18 protein-coding genes are annotated in these 19,083 nt (G+C 70.8%); 5 read left to right on the top strand and 13 right to left on the bottom strand.

The genetic code is table 11. The features are described from left to right. Window positions 1–7 precede the first annotated feature (7 nt). From LW587_RS14010 to LW587_RS14000, 3 genes are all read right to left on the bottom strand, one after another. A complete protein-coding gene (locus LW587_RS14010; RefSeq protein ID WP_232630202.1) occupies window positions 8–2,068 on the bottom strand; it encodes an AI-2E family transporter in 2,061 nt (686 codons plus the stop codon). Between the two features lie 134 nt (window positions 2,069–2,202). Continuing rightward, entirely contained in the window at window positions 2,203–2,970 is a 768-nt protein-coding gene (locus tag LW587_RS14005) for a LamB/YcsF family protein (RefSeq protein WP_269780333.1), read from the bottom strand. Then, window positions 2,967–3,296 carry a helix-turn-helix domain-containing protein gene (locus tag LW587_RS14000; protein WP_232630201.1) on the bottom strand — a complete coding sequence of 110 codons (330 nt, stop codon included), beginning with the start codon at window positions 3,294–3,296 and terminating at the stop codon, window positions 2,967–2,969. The genes LW587_RS14005 and LW587_RS14000 overlap by 4 nt, the downstream gene beginning before the upstream one ends. Window positions 3,297–4,214: 918 nt before the next feature. Between LW587_RS14000 and LW587_RS13995 the strand changes: the two genes are divergently transcribed. Together LW587_RS13995 and LW587_RS13990 are read left to right on the top strand one after the other, a co-directional pair. Continuing rightward, window positions 4,215–5,819, top strand: coding sequence for a TROVE domain-containing protein (locus LW587_RS13995; RefSeq protein ID WP_232630200.1), 1,605 nt, complete (start codon window positions 4,215–4,217; stop codon window positions 5,817–5,819). A gap of 78 nt (window positions 5,820–5,897) precedes the next feature. Then, entirely contained in the window at window positions 5,898–7,286 is a 1,389-nt protein-coding gene (locus tag LW587_RS13990) for an RtcB family protein (RefSeq protein ID WP_232630199.1), read from the top strand. A 51-nt stretch (window positions 7,287–7,337) separates the two neighbouring features. Here LW587_RS13990 and LW587_RS13985 read toward each other — a convergent pair whose 3' ends face one another. The 8 genes from LW587_RS13985 to LW587_RS13950 all read right to left on the bottom strand — a co-directional run bounded on the left by LW587_RS13985 (window position 7,338) and on the right by LW587_RS13950 (window position 14,643). Then, window positions 7,338–7,799, bottom strand: coding sequence for a peptidylprolyl isomerase (locus LW587_RS13985; RefSeq protein ID WP_232630198.1), 462 nt, complete (start codon window positions 7,797–7,799; stop codon window positions 7,338–7,340). Between the two features lie 2 nt (window positions 7,800–7,801). Then, window positions 7,802–8,245: a hypothetical protein gene (locus LW587_RS13980; protein WP_232630239.1), complete on the bottom strand. Its 444-nt coding sequence runs from the start codon at window positions 8,243–8,245 to the stop codon at window positions 7,802–7,804. A 67-nt stretch (window positions 8,246–8,312) separates the two neighbouring features. Beyond that, a complete protein-coding gene (locus LW587_RS13975; RefSeq protein WP_232630197.1) occupies window positions 8,313–8,858 on the bottom strand; it encodes a peptidylprolyl isomerase in 546 nt (181 codons plus the stop codon). A 31-nt stretch (window positions 8,859–8,889) separates the two neighbouring features. Next, window positions 8,890–9,405: a pantetheine-phosphate adenylyltransferase gene (coaD, locus tag LW587_RS13970; RefSeq protein WP_232630196.1), complete on the bottom strand. Its 516-nt coding sequence runs from the start codon at window positions 9,403–9,405 to the stop codon at window positions 8,890–8,892. Between the two features lie 124 nt (window positions 9,406–9,529). After that, on the bottom strand, window positions 9,530–12,259 hold the full coding sequence (gene gyrA / locus LW587_RS13965; RefSeq protein ID WP_232630195.1) for a DNA gyrase subunit A: 2,730 nt from the start codon (window positions 12,257–12,259) through the stop codon (window positions 9,530–9,532). 331 nt (window positions 12,260–12,590) lie between these two features. Further along, window positions 12,591–13,217 (bottom strand): molybdenum cofactor guanylyltransferase MobA, encoded by a 627-nt coding sequence (gene mobA, locus LW587_RS13960; RefSeq protein WP_269780332.1) that lies wholly within the window; start codon window positions 13,215–13,217, stop codon window positions 12,591–12,593. Beyond that, on the bottom strand, window positions 13,214–14,356 hold the full coding sequence (locus tag LW587_RS13955) for an Mrp/NBP35 family ATP-binding protein (protein WP_232630194.1): 1,143 nt from the start codon (window positions 14,354–14,356) through the stop codon (window positions 13,214–13,216). The genes mobA and LW587_RS13955 overlap by 4 nt, the downstream gene beginning before the upstream one ends. 92 nt (window positions 14,357–14,448) lie before the next feature. Continuing rightward, on the bottom strand, window positions 14,449–14,643 hold the full coding sequence (locus LW587_RS13950; RefSeq protein ID WP_232630237.1) for a hypothetical protein: 195 nt from the start codon (window positions 14,641–14,643) through the stop codon (window positions 14,449–14,451). Between the two features lie 215 nt (window positions 14,644–14,858). Here LW587_RS13950 and LW587_RS13945 point away from each other — a divergent pair, with 215 nt between their 5' ends. Together LW587_RS13945 and LW587_RS13940 are read left to right on the top strand one after the other, a co-directional pair. Then, window positions 14,859–15,362 (top strand): pyridoxamine 5'-phosphate oxidase family protein, encoded by a 504-nt coding sequence (locus LW587_RS13945; protein ID WP_232630193.1) that lies wholly within the window; start codon window positions 14,859–14,861, stop codon window positions 15,360–15,362. A gap of 156 nt (window positions 15,363–15,518) precedes the next feature. After that, on the top strand, window positions 15,519–16,817 hold the full coding sequence (locus LW587_RS13940) for a nicotinate phosphoribosyltransferase (protein WP_232630192.1): 1,299 nt from the start codon (window positions 15,519–15,521) through the stop codon (window positions 16,815–16,817). A 7-nt stretch (window positions 16,818–16,824) separates the two neighbouring features. On the opposite strand, the gene LW587_RS13935 is transcribed toward LW587_RS13940, so the two are convergent. Then, window positions 16,825–17,229 (bottom strand): response regulator, encoded by a 405-nt coding sequence (locus LW587_RS13935; RefSeq protein ID WP_232630191.1) that lies wholly within the window; start codon window positions 17,227–17,229, stop codon window positions 16,825–16,827. Window positions 17,230–17,609: 380 nt separating this feature from the next. On the opposite strand from LW587_RS13935, the gene lexA reads away from it, so the two are divergent. Next, on the top strand, window positions 17,610–18,338 hold the full coding sequence (gene lexA, locus LW587_RS13930) for a transcriptional repressor LexA (RefSeq protein ID WP_232630190.1): 729 nt from the start codon (window positions 17,610–17,612) through the stop codon (window positions 18,336–18,338). 91 nt (window positions 18,339–18,429) lie between these two features. Here lexA and LW587_RS13925 read toward each other — a convergent pair whose 3' ends face one another. Further along, entirely contained in the window at window positions 18,430–19,080 is a 651-nt protein-coding gene (locus tag LW587_RS13925) for a DUF1236 domain-containing protein (RefSeq protein ID WP_232630236.1), read from the bottom strand. Between the last annotated feature and the right edge of the window lie 3 nt (window positions 19,081–19,083).

Below are 19,083 nucleotides of genomic sequence, written 5' to 3'. Positions count from 1 at the left end.
GGGACGGTCAGGCCGGCTCCGGCTCCGGCAGCGCCTGACGCGGGGGCGTGGCGGCGTCGCGCCGTTCGGGTTCGGTCGCGGTCCCGCCGTCCCGGGCGAGGGTCAGCAGGGTCTCGACGAGGTCGCGCAGCGACGTGACGTGGTCGTCGGCGCCGAGCTTGGCCCGCAGCCGCTCGTCCGAGAGGGCCGGTTCGTCGAGGCGCCACAGGCCGGCGACGATCGGCACGGTGTCGAGCTTGCGCCGCAGCCGGCCGACGAGGCGGCTGAGATGCGTCGGCTCGCCGCTCAGTGCCAGCGAGATCACGCAGACCGCCTGCGGCTCCCCGGGTTCCCAGGTGGCGAGCCGGACCCGGGCGACCTCGGCGAAGGAGACCGGCCTCGTGCCGAAGCCGCGCTTGCGCAGGAGCTGGTCGGCGATGGCCGCCGCCGCCCCGTCGAGGAAGCCGCGCCCGGAGACGAGCAGCACCGCCCCCTCCCGGCGCCACGCCTCGGGCAGATCCTCGGGCGACGGGTCGGGGATCGGCTCGCTCGAGCAGGCGCTCTCTCCGTCCCCGGTCGCGGTCGGGATCAGCTTGGCCGCCTTGGACGAGGGCTCGGGCACCCCGTCCTTGCGCTCCTCCAGATCCTCGACGAGCGCGGTGATCGAGGCGCGGATGTCCTCCTTCTGATCCGGTGTCAGCACGCCGCGGGCGGCGTCGCGGGCGGCGAGTTCGAGGCCCCGGAGCACGACGTCGTCGTAATAGGCCGAGAGCGAGCATTCCCGCAGGATCAGCTCGGCATGCTCCTGGGCCTCCTCGGGGTCGTCGGCGAGCATGCGCTGGTAGAAGTTCTCGACCGGCGTCAGCGCCGGGCGGTTGCTGAACAGCACGTCGAGGAACTCGAGCCGCTCGACATGGCGTCCGAGCACCACGAGGCAGACGGTCAGCGGCGTCGAGAGCAGCAGCCCGACCGGTCCCCACAGCCAGGTCCAGAACAGGGCCGAGACCAGCACCGAGAAGGGCGAGAGCCCGGTCGAGTGGCCGTAGACCAAGGGTTCGATGACGTGGCCGACCAGCGGCTCGATCACCGCGAACAGGATCAGGGTGGCGAGCACCATGCCCCAGCCGGGATCGACCGCAGCCGCCAGCGCCAGGGGCAGGATCGCCGAGAGGACGGCGCCGATATAGGGCACGAACCGCATCGTCGCGGAGAAGATCGCCCACAGCACCGGGTTCGGCACGCCGATGATCCAGAGGCCGACGCCGATCACGACGCCGAAGGCGGTGTTGAGGGCGAGCTGGCCGAGGAAGTAGCGCGACAGCCGCCGCGCCGCATCGTCCATCGCCACGGTGGTGCGGTGCAGGTCGCTGGAGCCGGCGAGCCGGATTAGGCGGTCGCGCAGGTCCTCCCGCTGCATCAGGATGAACAGGAGCACCACCACGACGATGCCCGCGGTGGCGAGGGGCTGCACCACCGGCGAGAGCACCGCGCTGGCGATCTCCAACGGGCTCGGGCGGCGCTCCTCCACCTGGACCAGCATCGGCTTGGCCGGCTCCGCCTCCGGCTTGGTGCCGGTCCGGGCGGCCTCGTCCTGCCGCGCCTGCTGCTCGCGCTTGGACCGTTCGGCCTCCTCCTTGTTCTCCTCGGCGCCGCCCTGGTGGATCGCCCGATTGATGTTGGTGACATAGTCCATGGTCCGGCCGAGGGGCCCCTCGCGCAGGCCCTCGATCTTGCGCTCGATCGTGTGCTGGTAACGCGGAACGTCTTGCACGAGGTCGGCGACCTGCACGCCGATCACCGTGGCGAGCGCGCCCATCACCCCGGTGGCGAGCAGCACCGTGAACAGGACCGCGACGAAGCGGCCGAGCCGCAGCCGGCGCAGCAGGTTCACGAGCGGCCCCAGCACGAAGGAGAGCAGCACCGCGATCGCGATCGGGATCAGCACCTCGCGGCCGAGATAGAGGCCGGCCACGATGATCGCGAAGACGATCATGGAGGAGGCGAGCGGGCCGCGGGGCGTCTCGGCGGCGGTGACCCGGGTGGGGCGCGGCGGCACGACGAAGCCATCGCCGGACGGGAGTGTCTTCATGTCGGTCCGGGTATCCTGAACTCTGCCACGCGCGCGCTGCACCTGAGGTTTCCTCCAGGCCCGCGCCGGTCAAGAAACCGTGAGCGCTCCGGTTTCGATCCCTCGATTCCCACCGCGCTGCCGCATCCGCCGGATCACGACCCGGCGAAGGGCTGCAGGGTGAGGCCCGCCGCCTCCAGCCCGGCGCGGACCGTGCGGGCGAGGGTCAACGCCGCCGCGCCGTCGCCGTGGACGCAGACGGTGTCGATCGCCACCGGGATCGACCGGCCGTCCGCCGTGAACACGGCGCCCGCGCCGACCATGCGGGCGACGCGCTCGGCGGCGGCCTGCGGGTCGTGGATCACCGCACCGGGCGCGGCGCGGGGCAGCAGGGTGCCGTCGGCGGCGTAGCCCCGGTCGGCGTAGATCTCGCGGGCGAGCCGCAGGCCGGCGCGCTCGCCCGCCCGCTCGGCCGGGAGCCCCGGCATGACGACGAGGACGAGGCTCGGATCGACCGCCGCGACCGCGCGGGCGATCGCTGCGGCGATGGTGTCGTCCTCGTTGGCGAGATTGGCCAGCGCCCCGTGCGCCTTGACGTGGGTGACCCGGCCGCCGGCCAGCGCCGCGCAGGCCTGGAGCGCCCCGATCTGGTAGGCGACGTCCCGCTCGATCCGGCTCGGACTCTCCAGAATCCGGTTCCGGCCGAAGCCGCGCAGGTCCGAAAACCCCGGATGGGCGCCGACGGCAACGCCCCGCGCCCGCGCCGCGAGCACCGTCTCGACCATGATGTGGGGATCGCCCGCATGGAAGCCGCAGGCCACGTTGGCCGAGGTGACGATGTCGAGCAGCGCGGCGTCGTCGCCCATGCGCCAGGGCCCGAAACCCTCGCCGAGATCGGCGTTGAGATCGATGCGGGCGCTCACCCGGCCGCCCGCATGGATCTCGACGTCGCTTTTTTGGGGGTTTCGCTCGGGACGGGTTCCTCGGGCCGCGCTCTCGGCCGCATCACGACCCCGAACCCTTCGCTCTCGCTGCCGATGAAGCGGATACCCTCCCCTTCGAGCACCGTGCGGATCGAGGTCAGCGTCTTGGCCCGGGGGGCGACCTGATCGCTCTCGATCATGTTCAGCGTCACCACCGAGACTGCGGCGCGGCTGGCCAGGACCCCTTGCGTCCATTTGAGCAATCCGCGGCCGGCGCGGATCTGGGCGGGGGTGATCGGGCTGGGCAGGTCGGTCGGGAGAGCCATGGTGAGGAGATGGTCGAAACTGAAAGAATTTTCAAGTTTCGGGTTGACGCAAGGCACGGCGTGGCCGTACTCAACCGCCCATCGGCCTGCCGGGCCGGTGATCCGAGGTGATCGCTTCCCTTGAGGACGTTCGCGGCAGGCGAGCCGCGGGGGTGAAATGACCCGTCCGCCCTCGATCGTTCATGACCGGCAGTTCGACAGCAATACCACCGGCGCGGGCCGGTCGGCGCTCGGTTCCCCGTTCTGCACAACGAAACCCCGATCGCCCGTTTTCACGCCCGCGTCCCTTTCTGGCCCCGCCTCGACGGAGCATGGCATGAAGAGCAACGACCTCCGTGTCGCCGCCTGCGCCCGTCCGGGTCTTGAGCGGCCACGATCCAGGGGAAGCGTCGGCCGCGCGGGCCGATAGCGGACGGTGATCTCTTAAATCGGCTCCCTCCGCCGTCAGGCGCGAGGCCCGGTGTCCGTCAGGACACGATCGTCCGCTGCCCCATGTCCGCGTGACCGTTGCGGCGTCCCTCGCCCGAGGTGACGCGCCGGCGTCATCCTTCCCATCCCACACGTCCGACGGCCCTGCGGGCCGATCGGGGACGGTCATCGGTAGTGCGCCGCGAGGGTTCCTCGCGGAGGTCGCGGATTCGAGTTCCGCCGGGCCGCGAGGTCCGTAGCTCGGTCATTCCGTTTCCGGCGCCCATGCCCGCATGTCCCCGTGCCCGCATGTCCCCATGCCCGCATGGCCGGACGAACCACACAGAAATTCGGCCGCGCGGGCCGGAGGGCGAGGGTTAACGGGGTCCCAGGGTTCGACTCCCGAGGGTGCCGCAAGGCGCCTGGAATCCTTCGCCCACCCCACGACTGCGCGGCTGCAACGAGGCACGGGACGCGCGAGCATGCGCCCCGCGGCGAAAGGAGCGAGCGATGTTGAACCATGGAAAGCTGTTCTCGCTCCGGCGCAATCCGCAGTCGGAGCCGATCCCCCGCACCGTGCCGAACGCGGCCGGCGGCCATTCCTTCGCGATCAGCGACTGGGCGCGGCTCGACCGCTTCCTGGTGCTGGGCGCCGAGGGTGGCGCGTACTACGCCGGCGAGCAGGCGATGACGCGGGAGAACGCCGTCGCGGTGATGCGCTGCATCGCCGAGGACGGGGCGCGGGCGGTGGCGGCCATCGTCGCGGTCAGCGAGGCGGGGCGGGCTCCCAAGCAGGGCCCGGCGATCTTCGCCCTCGCGCTGGCGGCCTCCGCGGAGGCCGAGGCGACTCGTCGCCTCGCGCTCGCCGCCCTGCCCCGGGTCTGCCGCACCGGCACGCATCTGTTCCAGTTCGCCGACGCCGTCGAGGTGATGCGCGGCTGGGGCCGGGGCCTGCGGCGCGCGGTCGGCGACTGGTACCGGGCGAAGTCCGTGGAGGCGCTCGCCTACCAGGCGGTCAAGTACCGGTCCCGCCAGGGCTGGACGCACCGCGACCTCCTGCGGCTCGCGCATCCGGAGACGGAGGAGCGGCCACGGAAGGCGCTGTTCGACTGGATCTGCCGCGGCACGCTGACCGAGGACCTGCCCGCCCTCGTCCACGCCTTCGCCGCCGTGCAGACGGACGGCGTCGACGGGGCCTTCGCGGCGGCGCAGGTGCGCTCGCACGGCCTACCCTGGGAGGCGCTGCCGACGGGGCTGATGACGAGCCGCGCGGTGAACGAAGCCCTGATCGAGCGCATGCCGGTCGGTGCCCTGGTGCGCCAGCTCGGCCGGCTCACCGCGTCGGGGGCGCTCGCGCCCTTCTCGCCGGGGACCGCCCATGTGGTCGGCGTGCTGTCGGACCGGGAGCGCCTGCTCAAGGCGCGCCTGCATCCGATGGCGCTGCTGATCGCGCTCCAGACCTACGCGTCGGGGCGCGGCCTGCGCGGCCGGCTCTCCTGGGAGCCGGTGGCGCAGATCGTCGAGGCGCTGAACGCGGCCTTCTACACCGCCTTCGCGGGCGTCGAGCCGACCGGCCGGCGCCTCGTCCTGGCGCTCGACGTGTCGGGCTCGATGGCGAGCGGAGCGGTCGCGGGCACGGCCCTGACGCCCCGGGAGGCGGCCGCCGCGATGGCGCTCGTCACCGCGGCGACGGAGGAGCACTGGCAGGTGCTCGGCTTCACCGCCGAGCCCGGCCGGTCCTGGCATCAGGGGGCCGCGCTGACCGCCCTGCCGATCGGGCCGTCCCTGCGGCTCGACCAGGCAGTGGCGGCGACCGCCGGCCTGCCCTTCGGCGGGACGGATTGTTCGCTGCCGATGCGGTGGGCGCTGGAGCGGGGCGTCCGGGCCGACGGGTTCGTGGTCTACACGGATTCGGAGACCTGGGCCGGCCCGGTCCATCCGGTCGAGGCGCTGCGGGACTACCGGGCGAAGACCGGGATTCCGGCCAAGCTCGTGGTCGTGGGGCTCGTCTCCAACGGCTTCAGCATCGCCGACCCGGAGGATGCCGGGATGCTCGACGTGGTCGGCTTCGACACGGCGGCGCCCGCACTGATCGCGGATTTTCTCCGCGCGTGAACGGAGGGGAGCGGACGGCCTCGCGCCGCCCGCCCCCCTTTCGAGGACCCTCACAACATGGGAAAATGGAGCGGTATCATGACCGCGATCAACGGACGCGACCTCATCGCCTGGGGCTTCGAGCCCGGTGCGTGGTTCAAGCCGGCGGTGGCCATCGCCAACGCCATGCGGGCGGAAGGCGCCGACGATGCGGCGATCCGCGCGCATCTGCGCGCGACCGAGCCCTCTGCCAACCCGCTCGCCTTGCGTACCAACGCCCTCGAGTTCGGCGTCTTCCTCGATGCCGAGACGGAGGCCGAGCGGGCGAACGCGGCCGCCGTCATCGCCCACATGGATGCGCTCATGCGGGTGCCGACCATCGTCAAGGGCGCGGTGATGCCGGATGCCTGCCCGTCGGGCTCCGCGGAGGGCACGATCCCGGTCGGCGGCGCGGTCGCCTGCGCGGACGCGATCCATCCGGGCTTCCACTCGGCCGACATCTGCTGCTCGGTGGCGATCACGGTGTTTCGTCGGGCCGACGATCCGAAGCGGGTCCTCGACGCGATGCAGGCGGTGACGCATTTCGGGCCCGGCGGACGCCACGGCGTGGTCAGGCCGCCGGACGCGGTGATGGCCGGGGTGATGGGCAACCGCTTCCTCGCGGAGTTTGCCAACATCGCGGTCGGCCATTTCGCCAGCCAGGGCGACGGCAACCACTTCGCCTTCGTCGGGCATCTCGCCTCGACGGGGCAGGTGGCGCTCGTCACCCATCACGGCTCACGCGGGCTCGGGGCGCAGCTCTACAGGAAGGGCATGGCGGTCGCGCGTCGGCACACGGCCATCGTCGCCCCGCGGATCCCGGCGCACAACGCCTGGATCCGGGCGGAATCCGACGACGGCCGGGCCTATTGGGAGGCCCTGCAGGTGGTCAGGGACTGGACCAAGGCCAGTCATTACGCGCTCCACGACCGGGTGGCGCGCATGCTGGGCAACGCGGTCGCGGACCGGTTCTGGAACGAGCACAACTTCGTGTTCCGCCGCGACGACGGGCTCTACTACCACGGCAAGGGGGCGACCCCGTCGTGGCGGGGGTTCTCGGCCGACGATGACGGGCGCACGCTGATCCCGCTCAACATGGCCGAGCCGATCCTGATCGCCCGCCACCGCGACCAACCGGCCGCACTCGGTTTCGCCCCGCACGGGGCGGGCCGCAACATGAGCCGCAGGGCCTATCTGCGGGAGAACGCCCCGTCCCTGCCCGAGGGCATCGACGTGCGCTTCTTCTGCGGACGGCCCGATTTGTCGGAGCTTCCGGGCGCCTACAAGGACGCGGCCCGCCTGCGCGCCCAGATCGCCACGTACGATCTGGCGGAGGTCGTCGACCGGGTCGAGCCCTACGGCTCCATCATGGCCGGCGACTGGGAGGCCGACGCGCCGTGGCGCAGGAAGGCGGCCGCCAAGCGCGCGGCGGCGCAGGCCGCCGGCTGAAACGAGAGGCGGCGCCGGGCGAGATCCCGGCGCCGCGCCGTCCCGGACGAATCAGGCCGCCGCGACGGTGGCCTTCACGATGCGGTCGGGATCGTTCACGGGCTCGCCGCGCTTGATCGTGTCGACGACGTCCATGCCCTCGATCACCTTGCCCCACACCGTGTACTGGCGGTCGAGGAAGCGGGCGTCCGAGAAGCAGATGAAGAACTGCGAATTCGCCGAGTGCGGGAAGTTGGTGCGCGCCATCGAGCAGGTGCCGCGCACATGCGGTTCGGCGTTGAACTCGGCGTTGAGGTCCGGCAGGTCCGAACCGCCCGAACCGGTGCCGGTCGGGTCGCCGGTCTGGGCCATGAAGCCGTCGATGACGCGGTGGAACGGCACGCCGTCGTAGAAGCCCTGGCCCGTCAGGGTCTTGATCCGCTCGACGTGGTTCGGGGCGAGGTCGGGGCGCAGCGCGATGACGACGCGGCCCTTGGTGGTTTCCAGGACGATGGTCTCGTTGATGTCGGCCATGATTAAATTCCCTGTCCTCTGGGTCCGTCGTAGATGAAGCGCAGCGCCAGGGGGCGCCCCGCGATGGCTCCGCCGAGGCTCGGCGTGAGCCGGACCGGCGTGCAGCGCGCGATCGCGTCGAGCGTCGCCCGCACCAGGATGTCCCGGGCGCGTGTGTCGCCCGGAATCTGCGAGAAGGTGATCCGCGGCGTGCCGATCACCGAGCCGTCCCGGCGCAGCGCGAGGCGCGCCGTGATCTCGGTGCGCTCGAACTTGGCCAGGCCCTCGGGCGCCTCCCAGCAGGCGGCGAGCGCCGGGAATAGGTCCTTCAGGGTATCGACCGGTCCCGGCCCGGTCTCGCTCGCGCGCAGCGGCACCCGCAGCGTGCCCCGCAGGGTCTGCGGCAGCGTGCGCCAGGGTTCAAGGGTCCCGAACGCATCGGCGCTGCCCGGCCCGAGCAGGACCAGGGCCGCGCCGCCGAGGGCCGCGCGGCGGAAGGGGGCGTGCCCGGAGATCGGCCCTCTCCCGCGCCCGTCACTGTCCGAGCGACATCTTCACGATCTTGTCGGGGTTCTGCACCGAGCCGTTGTCGCCCTTGGACCCCTTCTTGATCTTGTCGACCACATCCATGCCGGAGGTGACGACGCCGACGACGGTGTAGTTGTTGTTCAGGAAATCGGCGTCGCCCAGGCAGATGAAGAACTGCGAGTTGGCCGAGTTCGGGCTGCCCGAGCGGGCCATGCCGACCGTGCCGCGCTTGAACGGGGCCGAGGAGAACTCGGCCGGAATGTTGGGCAGGCTGGAGCCGCCGGTGCCGTTGCCCTTCGGGTCGCCGGTCTGGACCATGAAGCCGTCGATGACGCGGTGGAATTTCAGGCCGTCGTAGAAGCCCTGGCCGACGAGCGTCTTGATCTGCTTGACGTGCTTGGGCGCGATCTCCGGACGCAGCTCGATGGTGATGCGGCCGTCCTTGGTCTCGAGAATGACGGTGTTCTCGCCGGCCCGTGCGGACGGGGCGAACAGGCCGGAGGCGAGGGTGGCGCTCAGCGCGAGACCGAGGACGGCGTGACGGCGGTTCATGCGGATGATGACTCCGGAATCGGGATCGGGATCAGGCTTGCGAGCGGCCTTGGGCGAAGCGGGCGGCCAGCCGCACGGCGACGGCGTGCGGCACGAAGGGGGTGACGTCGCCCCCCATGGCGGCGATCTGGCGCACCAGGGTGGCGGTGATCGGCCGCACGCCGGTGGAGGCGGGCAGGAAGACGGTCTGGACCTCGGGGGCCATGGCGCCGTTCATGCCGGCGAGCTGCATCTCGTAGTCGAGATCGGTCCCGTCGCGCAGGCCGCGGATGAACAGGCGGGCGCCGCAACGCCGGGCGGCCGAGACGGCGAGATCGTCGAAGGTGACGACGTCGAGCGCCGCGCCCTCGGCGGCCGCGAGCGGCGCGCAGGTCTCGCGCAGCAGCGCTGCCCGCTCCTCGGCCGTGAACAGGGGCGCCTTGCCCGGATGCACGCCGATGGCGAGCACCAGCCGCGGCACCAGCCGGCAGGCTTGGCGCACCACGTCGAGGTGGCCGTTGGTGACCGGATCGAACGATCCGGCGTAGAGCGCGGTACGGGTCGTCACGGGAAGGGGCCTAGAGCATTTTCGGGGCGAACGGAACCCGACGGGTTTCCGTGGCCCATCATTCCGGGTTTCGCTGCGCGGCCCCGGGATGACGGGCGCGAGACCGGTGCCGGCGTGAGGCTGCTCAGGCCTCCTCGCCCTCGTCCGCTCCGTCCTCGCCCTCGATATGCTCCACCGAGACGACCTTCTCGGCCTTGTCGGTGTTGAACACCGTGACGCCCTGCGAGGCGCGGCCGACGATGCGGATGTCGTCCACCGGCACGCGGATGAGCTGGCCGGCATTCGTCACCAGCATGATCTGGTCGGAGGCCTCCACGGGGAAGGAGGCGACGAGGTGGCCGTTGCGGGGGTTGACCCGCATTGCCGTGATGCCTTTGCCGCCCCGGCCCGAGGTCCGGTACTCGTAGGAGGACGAGCGCTTGCCGAAGCCGCGCTCGGACAGGGTCAGCACGAACTGCTCGGCCGCGCTCATCTCGGTGTAGCGCTCCGCCGAGATCGCGGCCTCCCCGGTCGCCTCCTCGGCGTCGGGGGCCTCCTCGGCCTCGCCCTCCCCGCCGATGACGGCACGGCGCATCTTCAGGTAGCCGGCCCGCTCCTCCGGCGTCGCGTCGAAGGCGTTGAGGATCGCCATGGAGATGACGGTGTCGTCCTTGGCCAGGTTGATCCCGCGCACGCCGGTGGAATCGCGGCCCTTGAAGACGCGCACGTCCTCGACGGGGAAGCGGATGCACTGCCCCAGGGCGGTCGTCAGCAGCACGTTCTGCTCGGGGCGGCAGATCTCGACATGGACGATGTGGTCGCCCGGATCGAGCTTCATGGCGATCTTGCCGTTGCGGTTCACCACCGTGAAGTCCGACAGCTTGTTGCGGCGGACAGTGCCGGAGGCGGTGGCGAACATCACGTCGAGCGTGTCCCAGGACGTCTCGTCCTCGGGCAGCGGCATGATGGTGGAGATGCGCTCGCCCTCGTTCTGCAGGTGCAGGATGTTGACGAGCGCCTTGCCCCGGGCGTTCGGGGCGGCGATGGGCAGGCGCCAGACCTTCTCCTTGTAGGCCTGGCCCTGGTCGGAGAAGAACAGCACCGGCGTGTGGGTGCTGGCCACGAACAGCCGCGTGACGAAGTCCTCGTCGCGGGTCGCCATGCCGGAGCGACCCTTGCCGCCGCGCTTCTGCGCCCGGTAGGTCGAGAGCGGGACGCGCTTGACGTAGCCGGCATGGGACACGGTCACGACCATGTCCTCGCGGGCGATCAGGTCCTCGTCCTCGACGCTGAAATCGGAATCGATGATCTCGGTCCGGCGCGGCGTCGCGAATTGCTCGCGCACCTCGGCCAGCTCCTGCTTGACGATCGCCTGGACGCGCAGGCGCGAGCGCAGGATGTCGAGATAGTCGGCGATCTCGTCGGCGAGCTTTTTCAACTCGTCCCCGACCTCGTCGCGGCCCAGAGCCGTGAGGCGCTGCAGGCGCAGATCGAGGATCGCCCGGGCCTGGATCTCCGAGAGGCGATAGGTGCCGTCCTCGGCGACCCGGTAGCGCGGATCGTCCACCAGCGCGATCAGCGGGGCGATGTCGTGGGCCGGCCAGTGGCGGGCCATCAGCGCCTCGCGGGCGGTGTTCGGGTCCGGCGAGGTGCGGATCAGGCGGATCACCTCGTCGATATTGGCGACCGCGATCGCCAGACCGCACAGCACGTGGGCCCGCTCGCGGGCCTTGTTGAGCAGGAACTTGGTGCGCCTTGAGACGACCTCCTCGCGGAAATCGTTGAAGGCCAGCAGCAGGTCCTTCAGGTTCATCAGCTCGGGGCGCCCGCCGTTCAGCGCCACCATGTTGCAGCCGAACGAGGACTGCAGCGGCGTGTAGCGGTAGAGCTGGTTCAGGACGACGTCGGCCATGGCGTCGCGCTTGATCTCGACCACGATGCGCATGCCGTCGCGGTCGGATTCATCGCGCAGGTCCGAGATGCCCTCGACGCGCTTCTCCTTGACGAGCTCGGCGATCTTCTCGACGAGCGTCGCTTTGTTCACCTGATACGGGATCTCGGTGAAGATCAGCGCCTCGCGCTCCTTGCGCAGCTCCTCGACATGGGACTTCGCCCGCATGATGATCGAGCCGCGGCCCGTGCTGTAGGCCTGCCGGGTACCGGCGCGGCCGAGGATCATGCCGCCGGTCGGGAAGTCGGGGCCGGGCACGATCTCGTTGAGCGCCTCGATGGTGAGGCTGGCATCGTCGATGAGGGCGATGCAGGCGTCGATCAGCTCGCCGAGATTGTGCGGCGGGATGTTGGTGGCCATGCCCACCGCGATGCCGCCCGCGCCGTTGACCAGCAGGTTCGGGAAGCGGGCCGGCAGGACGGTCGGCTCCTCGTGCTCCCCGTCGTAATTCGCCTGGAAATCGACGGTGTTCTTGTCGATGTCCGAGAGGAGCGCGCTGGCGGGCTTGGCCAGGCGCGATTCGGTGTAGCGCATGGCCGCGGCCGGATCGCCGTCGACCGAACCGAAATTGCCCTGCCCGTCGATGAGCATGAGGCGCATCGAGAAGTCCTGGGCCATCCGGACCAAGGCGTCGTAGATCGATTGGTCGCCGTGCGGATGGTACTTACCGATCACGTCGCCGACGATGCGGGCCGACTTGACGTAGCGGCGCTCGGGCAGGTGTCCGCTCTCGTGGGCCGCGAACAGGATGCGCCGGTGCACCGGCTTCAGGCCGTCGCGCGCGTCGGGCAGCGCGCGGCTCACGATCACGCTCATGGCGTAATCGAGATAGGACCGGCGCATCTCGTCGGTGATCGAGACGGGCTTGATGTCGGTGGCGGGGGGCGGCGCGCCCGCCCCGGTCGGAACCTTGTCGTCTGCCAACGTCGCTCTCTCAGTTCTCGTCGATGCGCCCGCGGCGCGACGCCGGCAGGCGGGAGGGAGGACCGGGTGGGCCATCCCGCAACCGGCCCCGTCCGGGTCACACCCTCATCCTGAGAAGCCGGAGCGCGGCGAAGGCCTCGAGGGAGGGCTCCGGCGGTCTCCGCGATCCCTGGGACCCTCCGTCGAGGCCGCGTCGCGGCACCTCAGGATGAGGGGGATGGGCGGGGTCGGTCACACGCGACCAAAGGCCGTCGTTTCAGTTACTTAAATATGAATTAAGCGCTTCCCGCACAACCTCGTCCGGCCGTTGATCCCCGCTTTGCGGATGCCCTCACGGCGCCCGTGCCAGCGCGGCTTCCGCCGCCGCCAGATCGTCCGGCGCGTTGAGGTTCAGGAAGGGATCGACCGGCGCCACCGGCCACGCCACGACATCGGCCCCGTGCCGCGAGATGAAGCCGCCGACGCGGCGCTCGCCCGCCGTCAGCCAGGCCCGCAGATCGTCGCGCAGGGCGACCGGCCACAGGGCCGAGGTGAAATGGCGCCGCTCGCCCGAGGCCGCCAGCGCGATCGGCCGGTCGCCCGCCGCGGTCAGGCGCGCGACGAAGTCCGGGGGCAGGAAAGGCGCGTCGCCCGGCACGCTGGCGAGGTGGGTCACGCCCGCGATCCCCGCGGCGGCCTCGAGCCCGGCGAGGATGCCGGCCAGCGGGCCGGGATGGTCCGGCACCGTGTCGGGCAGGATCGGGCCGGCGAAGGCCGCCCGGAAGCGCTCCGGGTCGCCGTTGGCGCTGAGGGCGAGGCCCGCCGGGCATTGCGGCGCCAAGCGCTCGGCGACGCGCGCCAGCAGGGTCCGGCCGGCGAGCACCGTCAGGGGTTTGTCGCCCCCGCCCATCCGCCGGGCCAGGCCGCCGGCCAGAATGAGCCCCAGGACGCCCGTCCCGGCGACCGGCGCCGGACTCACTCGATGACGATCCGCGGGGCCGCCCGGCCCGCGGGCGCGCCGCTGAGGTTGGCCCAGAGCTTGTCCGCGATGGTCCGGTAGACCGTGGCCTGCGGCCCGTCCGGATCCGTCGCGACCACGGGTCGGCCGGCATCGGAGGTCTCGCGGATCGCCATGGTGAGCGGGATCTCGCCGAGGAAGGGCACCTCCAGCCGCTCCGCCTCCTGGCGGGCGCCGCCATGGCCGAAGATCGCCGACGCCGTGCCGCAATGCGGGCAGACGAAGGTCGCCATGTTCTCGATCACGCCGAGGATCGGCACCGAGACCTTCCGGAACATCGTCACGCCGCGCCGTGCATCGATCAGGGCGAGATCCTGCGGCGTCGAGACGATGACGGCGCCCGACAGCGGCGTCGCCTGGGCCATGGTGAGCTGGGCGTCGCCCGTGCCGGGGGGCATGTCGACGATGAGCACGTCGAGTTCGCCCCAAGCCACCTCGCGGAGCATCTGGGTGATGGCCGACTGCACCATCGGCCCGCGCCAGATCATCGCGGATTCCGGCTCGATCAGGAAGCCGATCGACATCGCCTTGAGCCCGAAGGCCTGCATCGGCTCCAGCACCCGCCCCTCGATCACGCGCGGCTTGCCGGACAGGCCGAGGAGCTTGGGCACCGAGGGGCCATAGATGTCGGCGTCGAGCAAACCGACCCGGAGCCCCTGGGCCCGGAGCGCCAGGGCGAGGTTGCAGGCGGTGGTGGATTTGCCCACGCCGCCCTTGCCCGAGGCCACCGCCACGATGTGGCGCACGCCCGGCAGGGCATTGCCCTGGCGCGGCGGCACGGCCCCGGCGGAAGCCGGCGCACTCGGCCCGCCCGGCGGACGCCGCGCGGCGGGCGGCGGGGTGTTCGGCCCGCGCTCGGAGGTGAGGCTCGCCAGCACGCTTGCCACGCCGGGCACCGCGCGCACCCGCTCCTCCGCCTCGCAGCGGATGGGCTCGAAGCGTTCGGCCTCGCTCGGATCGATGGAGATCGAGAACATCACCCGGTTACCCGGATCGATCACCACCTGCGAGAGGCGGCCGGATTCGGGCAGCGTGGCACCCCCGCTCTCGACGGTGACGGTCGCGAGGGCATTCAGCACGTCGTCGCGGGTGATGGCCAAGACTCAAACCTCCATCGGGCGGCGGTTCTACCGGATCGTCCGTCCATCTAACGGCGCCATCGGGAAACACCAATCCGCCGGCGGCCCGAACCTCAGCGCCGCTGGCCCGGCGGGAGAGCGATCAGGTTGCACGCTTCCATCGGCCCGCGCACGACCGAGCCGTCGCCCCGGCGATAGACCCCGTGGCGCAGGCGCCGGCAGCCGACCGGACCGCGCAGCCGCTTCACCCGCTCGATATGGACGCTGCGGACGCGGCGATTCGAGACATCGTGTCCGCCGATGCGCATGCCGGGACCGAAGCGGACCTCCGCTGAGGCGCCGCCGGCCCCCGCCCACAGCGCCAGCCCAACGGCGATCGCCCGTGCCGCATGCCTCACCCGCACCTCCCGAACCCGACCTGAACCAACCTGGGCCTCGCCCGTTGTCGAGGAAATCGCCGGAGCGGCGCGCCCCCCGCGTGCCCCCCGGGACAACCCCTTGTCTGAGTTGGAGAACGGATTCCATGCACCAGGGCAACCATCGCGACCACGAGGGCGCGAAGAAGCTCTTCGAGCTCACCAAGGACGTCAAGGTCGCGATGCTGACCACCGCGGACCAGGACGGCACGCTCAACAGCCGCCCGATGTGGAACAACGACATCGACGAGAACGGCGATATCTGGTTCTTCACCAAGCTGCACAGCCCGAAGACCGCCGAGATCGGTCGCGACAACCAGGTCAACCTGGCCTATTCGGATCCCTCCAGCCAGACCTACGTCTCGATCGCCGGCAAGGCCGAGGTGATCCGCGATCAGGCGCTGATCGACCAGAAGTGGAAGGAGAGCCTCAAGACGTGGTTCCCCAACGGCAAGGACGATCCGGAAGTCGGCCTGATCCGCATCCATCCGGAACAGGGTGAGTACTGGGACAGCCCGTCCTCCACGATGGTCCACCTCTACGGTTACGTGAAGGCCTCGCTGACCGGCGAGAGCCCCAAGACCGAGACCAAGAAGGTCAACCTCGCCTGATTTTTTCTGACTGGGCCGCGTGCCCTTCCGTGACGTTCGGCGCTCCCGTTTCTGGCGGGGGCGCCTTTTTTGTCACGGGGCGCCGCGCCCGACGACGTTGATCGCCTGGACGATACACCCCAAGCTCGACCGATCTTCCCCGAACCCGGACGGCCCATGATCGACCTCGCGAAGCGGGTCCACGACCACAACTTTCGCATCGACCCGATCGTGCGCTCGCTGCTCGATACGGATTTCTACAAGCTGCTGATGGCGCAGATGATCTTCCGCCGTCACCGCGATGTCGCCGTCACCTTCGCGATCCAGAACCGCACGCGGGGCGTGCGGGTGGCCGACGAGATCGACCTCGGGGAATTGCGCGCACAGCTCGACCACGCCCGGACGGTCCGCCTCAGCCGGGGCGAATCCACCTGGCTGCGCGGCAACACCTTCTACGGCCGCCGCCAGATCCTCTCCTCCGAGTTCATGGCGTGGCTCGAGGAGTTCCGCCTGCCCGCCTACGAACTGGAAGTGCGCGACGGACAGGTGGCGCTGACCTTCCACGGTCCCTGGGTCGAGACCACGCTCTGGGAGGTGCCGGCCCTCGCGATCCTCAACGAGATGCGCTCCCGCGCCGTGCTGCGGAGCCTGGGCAAGTTCGAGCTTCAGGTGCTCTACGCCCGGGCGATGACCCGCGTCTGGGAGAAGATCGAGCGCCTGAAGCGGCTCCCCGACCTGTCGATCGCCGATTTCGGCACGCGGCGGCGGCACGGCTTCCTGTGGCAGGATTGGTGCGTGCAAGCGATGTCCGAGGGGCTCGGCGAGAAGGCCTTTCTCGGCACCTCGAACTGCCTGATCGCGATGCGTCGGGAGGTCGAGGCGGTGGGCACCAATGCCCACGAACTGCCGATGGTCTACGCCGCCCTCAGTGGCGAGGACGACGCGGCGCTCGCCGCCGCGCCCTACGCGGTGCTGGCCGACTGGCAGCAGGATTACGCGGGCAACCTCCTGGTGGCGCTACCCGACACCTACGGCTCCACCGGGTTCCTCGCCCGCGCACCCGAATGGCTCACCGCCTGGACCGGCATCCGCATCGATTCGAAGGAGCCGATCGAGGGCGGCGAGGAAGCTTTGGCGTTTTGGCGCTCCCGGGGCTGCGACCCCCGCGAGAAGCTGGCGATCTTCTCGGACGGGCTCGACATCGCGGACATCGAGGCCATCCACGCCCATTTCCACGGCCGCATGCGCATCGGCTACGGCTGGGGCACACGGCTCACCAACGACTTTCGCGGGCTCGTGCCGGATGGGCGGCTCGATCCGATCTCGGTCGTCTGCAAGGTCACCGAGGCGGAGGGCCGCCCGACGGTGAAGATCTCCGACAATCCGAGCAAGGCGCAGGGGCCCGCCGACGCGGTGGAGCGCTACAAGCGCGTCTTCGGCGTCGGTGCCCAGGCCGCCCTGCCGGTGGCGGTGTGAGGCGCCCCTACCCTTCCGGCGTCTCGCGCAACCCGGCGGCTTCCTCCAGCCAGGTCAGGATCTCTGGCGCGCGCCAGGGCTTGGGCATGAAGGTCGCCGTGACGCGCAGGTCGCTGGGCTGGTCGCCCGCATCGCCCGAGGTCAGCAGCAACCGGATGCGCGGCCAGGTCACGCCGATGATCCGGGCGAGTTCGAACCCGCCGATCGTGCCCGGCGTGCGCACGTCCGAGAACACCACGTCGATGCGCTCGCCGCGTTCGTGGAGGATGTCGAGGGCCCGTTCGGCCGTCTCGGCCTCGATCACCTCGAAGCCCTTCTCCTCCAGCAATTCAGCCGCGAGGAAGCGCTCGTCGGGCTCATCCTCGACGACGAGAATAACGGGCTTGCGGCCCGTGGGTCGTGCGTCAATCATGGCCCTGGCACATATCTGAGACCCGTGCGGGAACCCGGCATGCATCGCCGCATCGATGTCCCCAGCACGGTTTCCGGCTCCTTCCACGATAGAACGCTGCTGGCGAACGTCTGTCGTGCCACGGCAACAGCGGACGGATTTGTTGCATCTGCACAGGCTAAATACGCGCTTTTCGCGGGTGCATGGCGGTTTTGCCCGCGTCGCGCGCAGGGCTGACGGTCCCCCCCCCCGGGGCGGGCGCGGTGGCGGGAGGTGTCCCGGCCCAGCCTTCGGTGACCGGTACAGCGGCTTGCAGAACAGGTGTGGAACGTCTACGCTGTTCGTGGTTTGTTTTCCCTGATTCTGCGGCACCCTCGGCCGCGGTCGATGCCAGGTGCCGCATGCTGACCCGCAAGCAACTCGAACTGCTCCAGTTCATCCAGGCCCGGATGCAGGAGAGCGGTGTTCCGCCGTCCTTCGACGAGATGAAGGACGCGCTCGATCTCAAGTCGAAATCCGGCATCCACCGTTTGATCACGGCGCTGGAGGAGCGCGGCTTCCTGCGGCGCCTGCCGAACCGGGCCCGGGCCCTCGAGATCCTGCGCATGCCCGAGGCGCCGGCCGGCCGCGCCCCCGCGGCGCCCGCGGAGGCGCGCGGCTTCACCCCGACCGTGGTCCAGGGTGGGCTCTCCGGCCGTGCGCCCGCCCCGAAGGCGCCCCTGCTCCAGGCGCAGGACGGCGAGGGCCGCCCGGTGATCGTGCCCGTCATGGGCCGGATCGCCGCCGGTACGCCGATCTCGGCGATCGAGAGCCAGAGCCATACGATCGCGATGTCGCCGGACTTCCTGGCCGGCGGCGAGCATTACGCCCTCGAGGTCCGCGGCGACTCGATGATCGAGGCGGGCATCCTCGATGGGGATCTGGTGGTGATCCACAAGCAGGAGACCGCCAATAACGGCGACATCATCGTGGCCCTGATCGACGACGAGGAGGCGACGCTGAAGCGCCTGCGCCGCCGCGGCTCCTCGATCGCCCTCGAAGCCGCCAACCCGGCCTACGAGACCCGCGTGCTCGGACCCGACCGGGTCCGCATCCAGGGCAAGCTCGTCAGCCTCGTGCGCCGCTATTAGAGCCGCGACCCGGGACGGGGCACGGGCGATCGCAAACGAAAGGCGGCGGGGCCGAGGCCCCGCCGCCTTTCGTTGGTTCAGCCGGCCCGGATCAGGCCGGGATGACGTCCACGATCTCGTAGGTGTCGGGATCGATGATGACGATGTCGTCCTGGATCAGAATGAACTGAAGACCGCGATAGGCCGGGACGAGGGTGAGGATCGCCGGCGGCAGCGGATGCAGCCCGATCGAGCGCGGGATCGCCGTGCCGACGTTCACCGAGAAGTTCACGTTCGTCACCGCGCGGACGTTGGTGCGGGTGATCGACTGCCGGAACTCGGTGCGCTGGGTGGTGTTCAGGCTGCGCGAGGCGCCACGCGCCTCCGTCACGTTGCCGCGGCCTGCGCCGTCACGGCCGCCGCGCTCGCCCGCTGCATCGCGGCCCTCGCGTCCGCCCGACCCATCCCGGTCGCCGCGCTCCTTCGTGCCGTTCCGGCCGCCGTCGCGGTCACCCCGCTCCTTCGACCCATCCCGGCCACCCTCGCGGTCGCCCCGCTCACCGCCGCGCTCCTTCGATCCGTCCCGTGTTCCGTCCTTCGTGCCATCCTTCGAGCCATCCTTGGCGCTGTCCTTGGCGCCATCCTTGTCGCGGGCCCCGCCGCGCTCGCCGGCCGCGTCGCGCCCGCCGGGCTCGCCCGCCCGTCCGGCGCCGCCCTCGCGTCCGCCGCGGGGACCCGCCTCGCCGTCCGGGCCGCCGCGCATGGC

Source organism: Methylobacterium sp. Leaf118 (assembly GCF_920984675.1).
Classification (GTDB): Bacteria; Pseudomonadota; Alphaproteobacteria; order Rhizobiales; family Beijerinckiaceae; genus Methylobacterium.
The sequence above is the reverse complement of the archived record's forward strand: the minus strand, read 5'-3'. Positions and strand labels throughout refer to the sequence as shown.

Coding starts and splice junctions, on each gene's coding strand:
- LW587_RS14010 (WP_232630202.1), bottom strand. CDS start 2,068: ATGAAGACACTCCCGTCCGGCGATGGCTTCGTCGTGCCGCCGCGCCCC.
- LW587_RS14000 (WP_232630201.1), bottom strand. CDS start 3,296: ATGGCTCTCCCGACCGACCTGCCCAGCCCGATCACCCCCGCCCAGATC.
- LW587_RS13995 (WP_232630200.1), top strand. CDS start 4,215: ATGTTGAACCATGGAAAGCTGTTCTCGCTCCGGCGCAATCCGCAGTCG.
- LW587_RS13990 (WP_232630199.1), top strand. CDS start 5,898: ATGACCGCGATCAACGGACGCGACCTCATCGCCTGGGGCTTCGAGCCC.
- LW587_RS13985 (WP_232630198.1), bottom strand. CDS start 7,799: ATGGCCGACATCAACGAGACCATCGTCCTGGAAACCACCAAGGGCCGC.
- LW587_RS13975 (WP_232630197.1), bottom strand. CDS start 8,858: ATGAACCGCCGTCACGCCGTCCTCGGTCTCGCGCTGAGCGCCACCCTC.
- LW587_RS13950 (WP_232630237.1), bottom strand. CDS start 14,643: ATGCGCATCGGCGGACACGATGTCTCGAATCGCCGCGTCCGCAGCGTC.
- LW587_RS13945 (WP_232630193.1), top strand. CDS start 14,859: ATGCACCAGGGCAACCATCGCGACCACGAGGGCGCGAAGAAGCTCTTC.
- LW587_RS13940 (WP_232630192.1), top strand. CDS start 15,519: ATGATCGACCTCGCGAAGCGGGTCCACGACCACAACTTTCGCATCGAC.
- LW587_RS13935 (WP_232630191.1), bottom strand. CDS start 17,229: ATGATTGACGCACGACCCACGGGCCGCAAGCCCGTTATTCTCGTCGTC.
- lexA (WP_232630190.1), top strand. CDS start 17,610: ATGCTGACCCGCAAGCAACTCGAACTGCTCCAGTTCATCCAGGCCCGG.
- LW587_RS13925 (WP_232630236.1), bottom strand. CDS start 19,080: ATGCGCGGCGGCCCGGACGGCGAGGCGGGTCCCCGCGGCGGACGCGAG.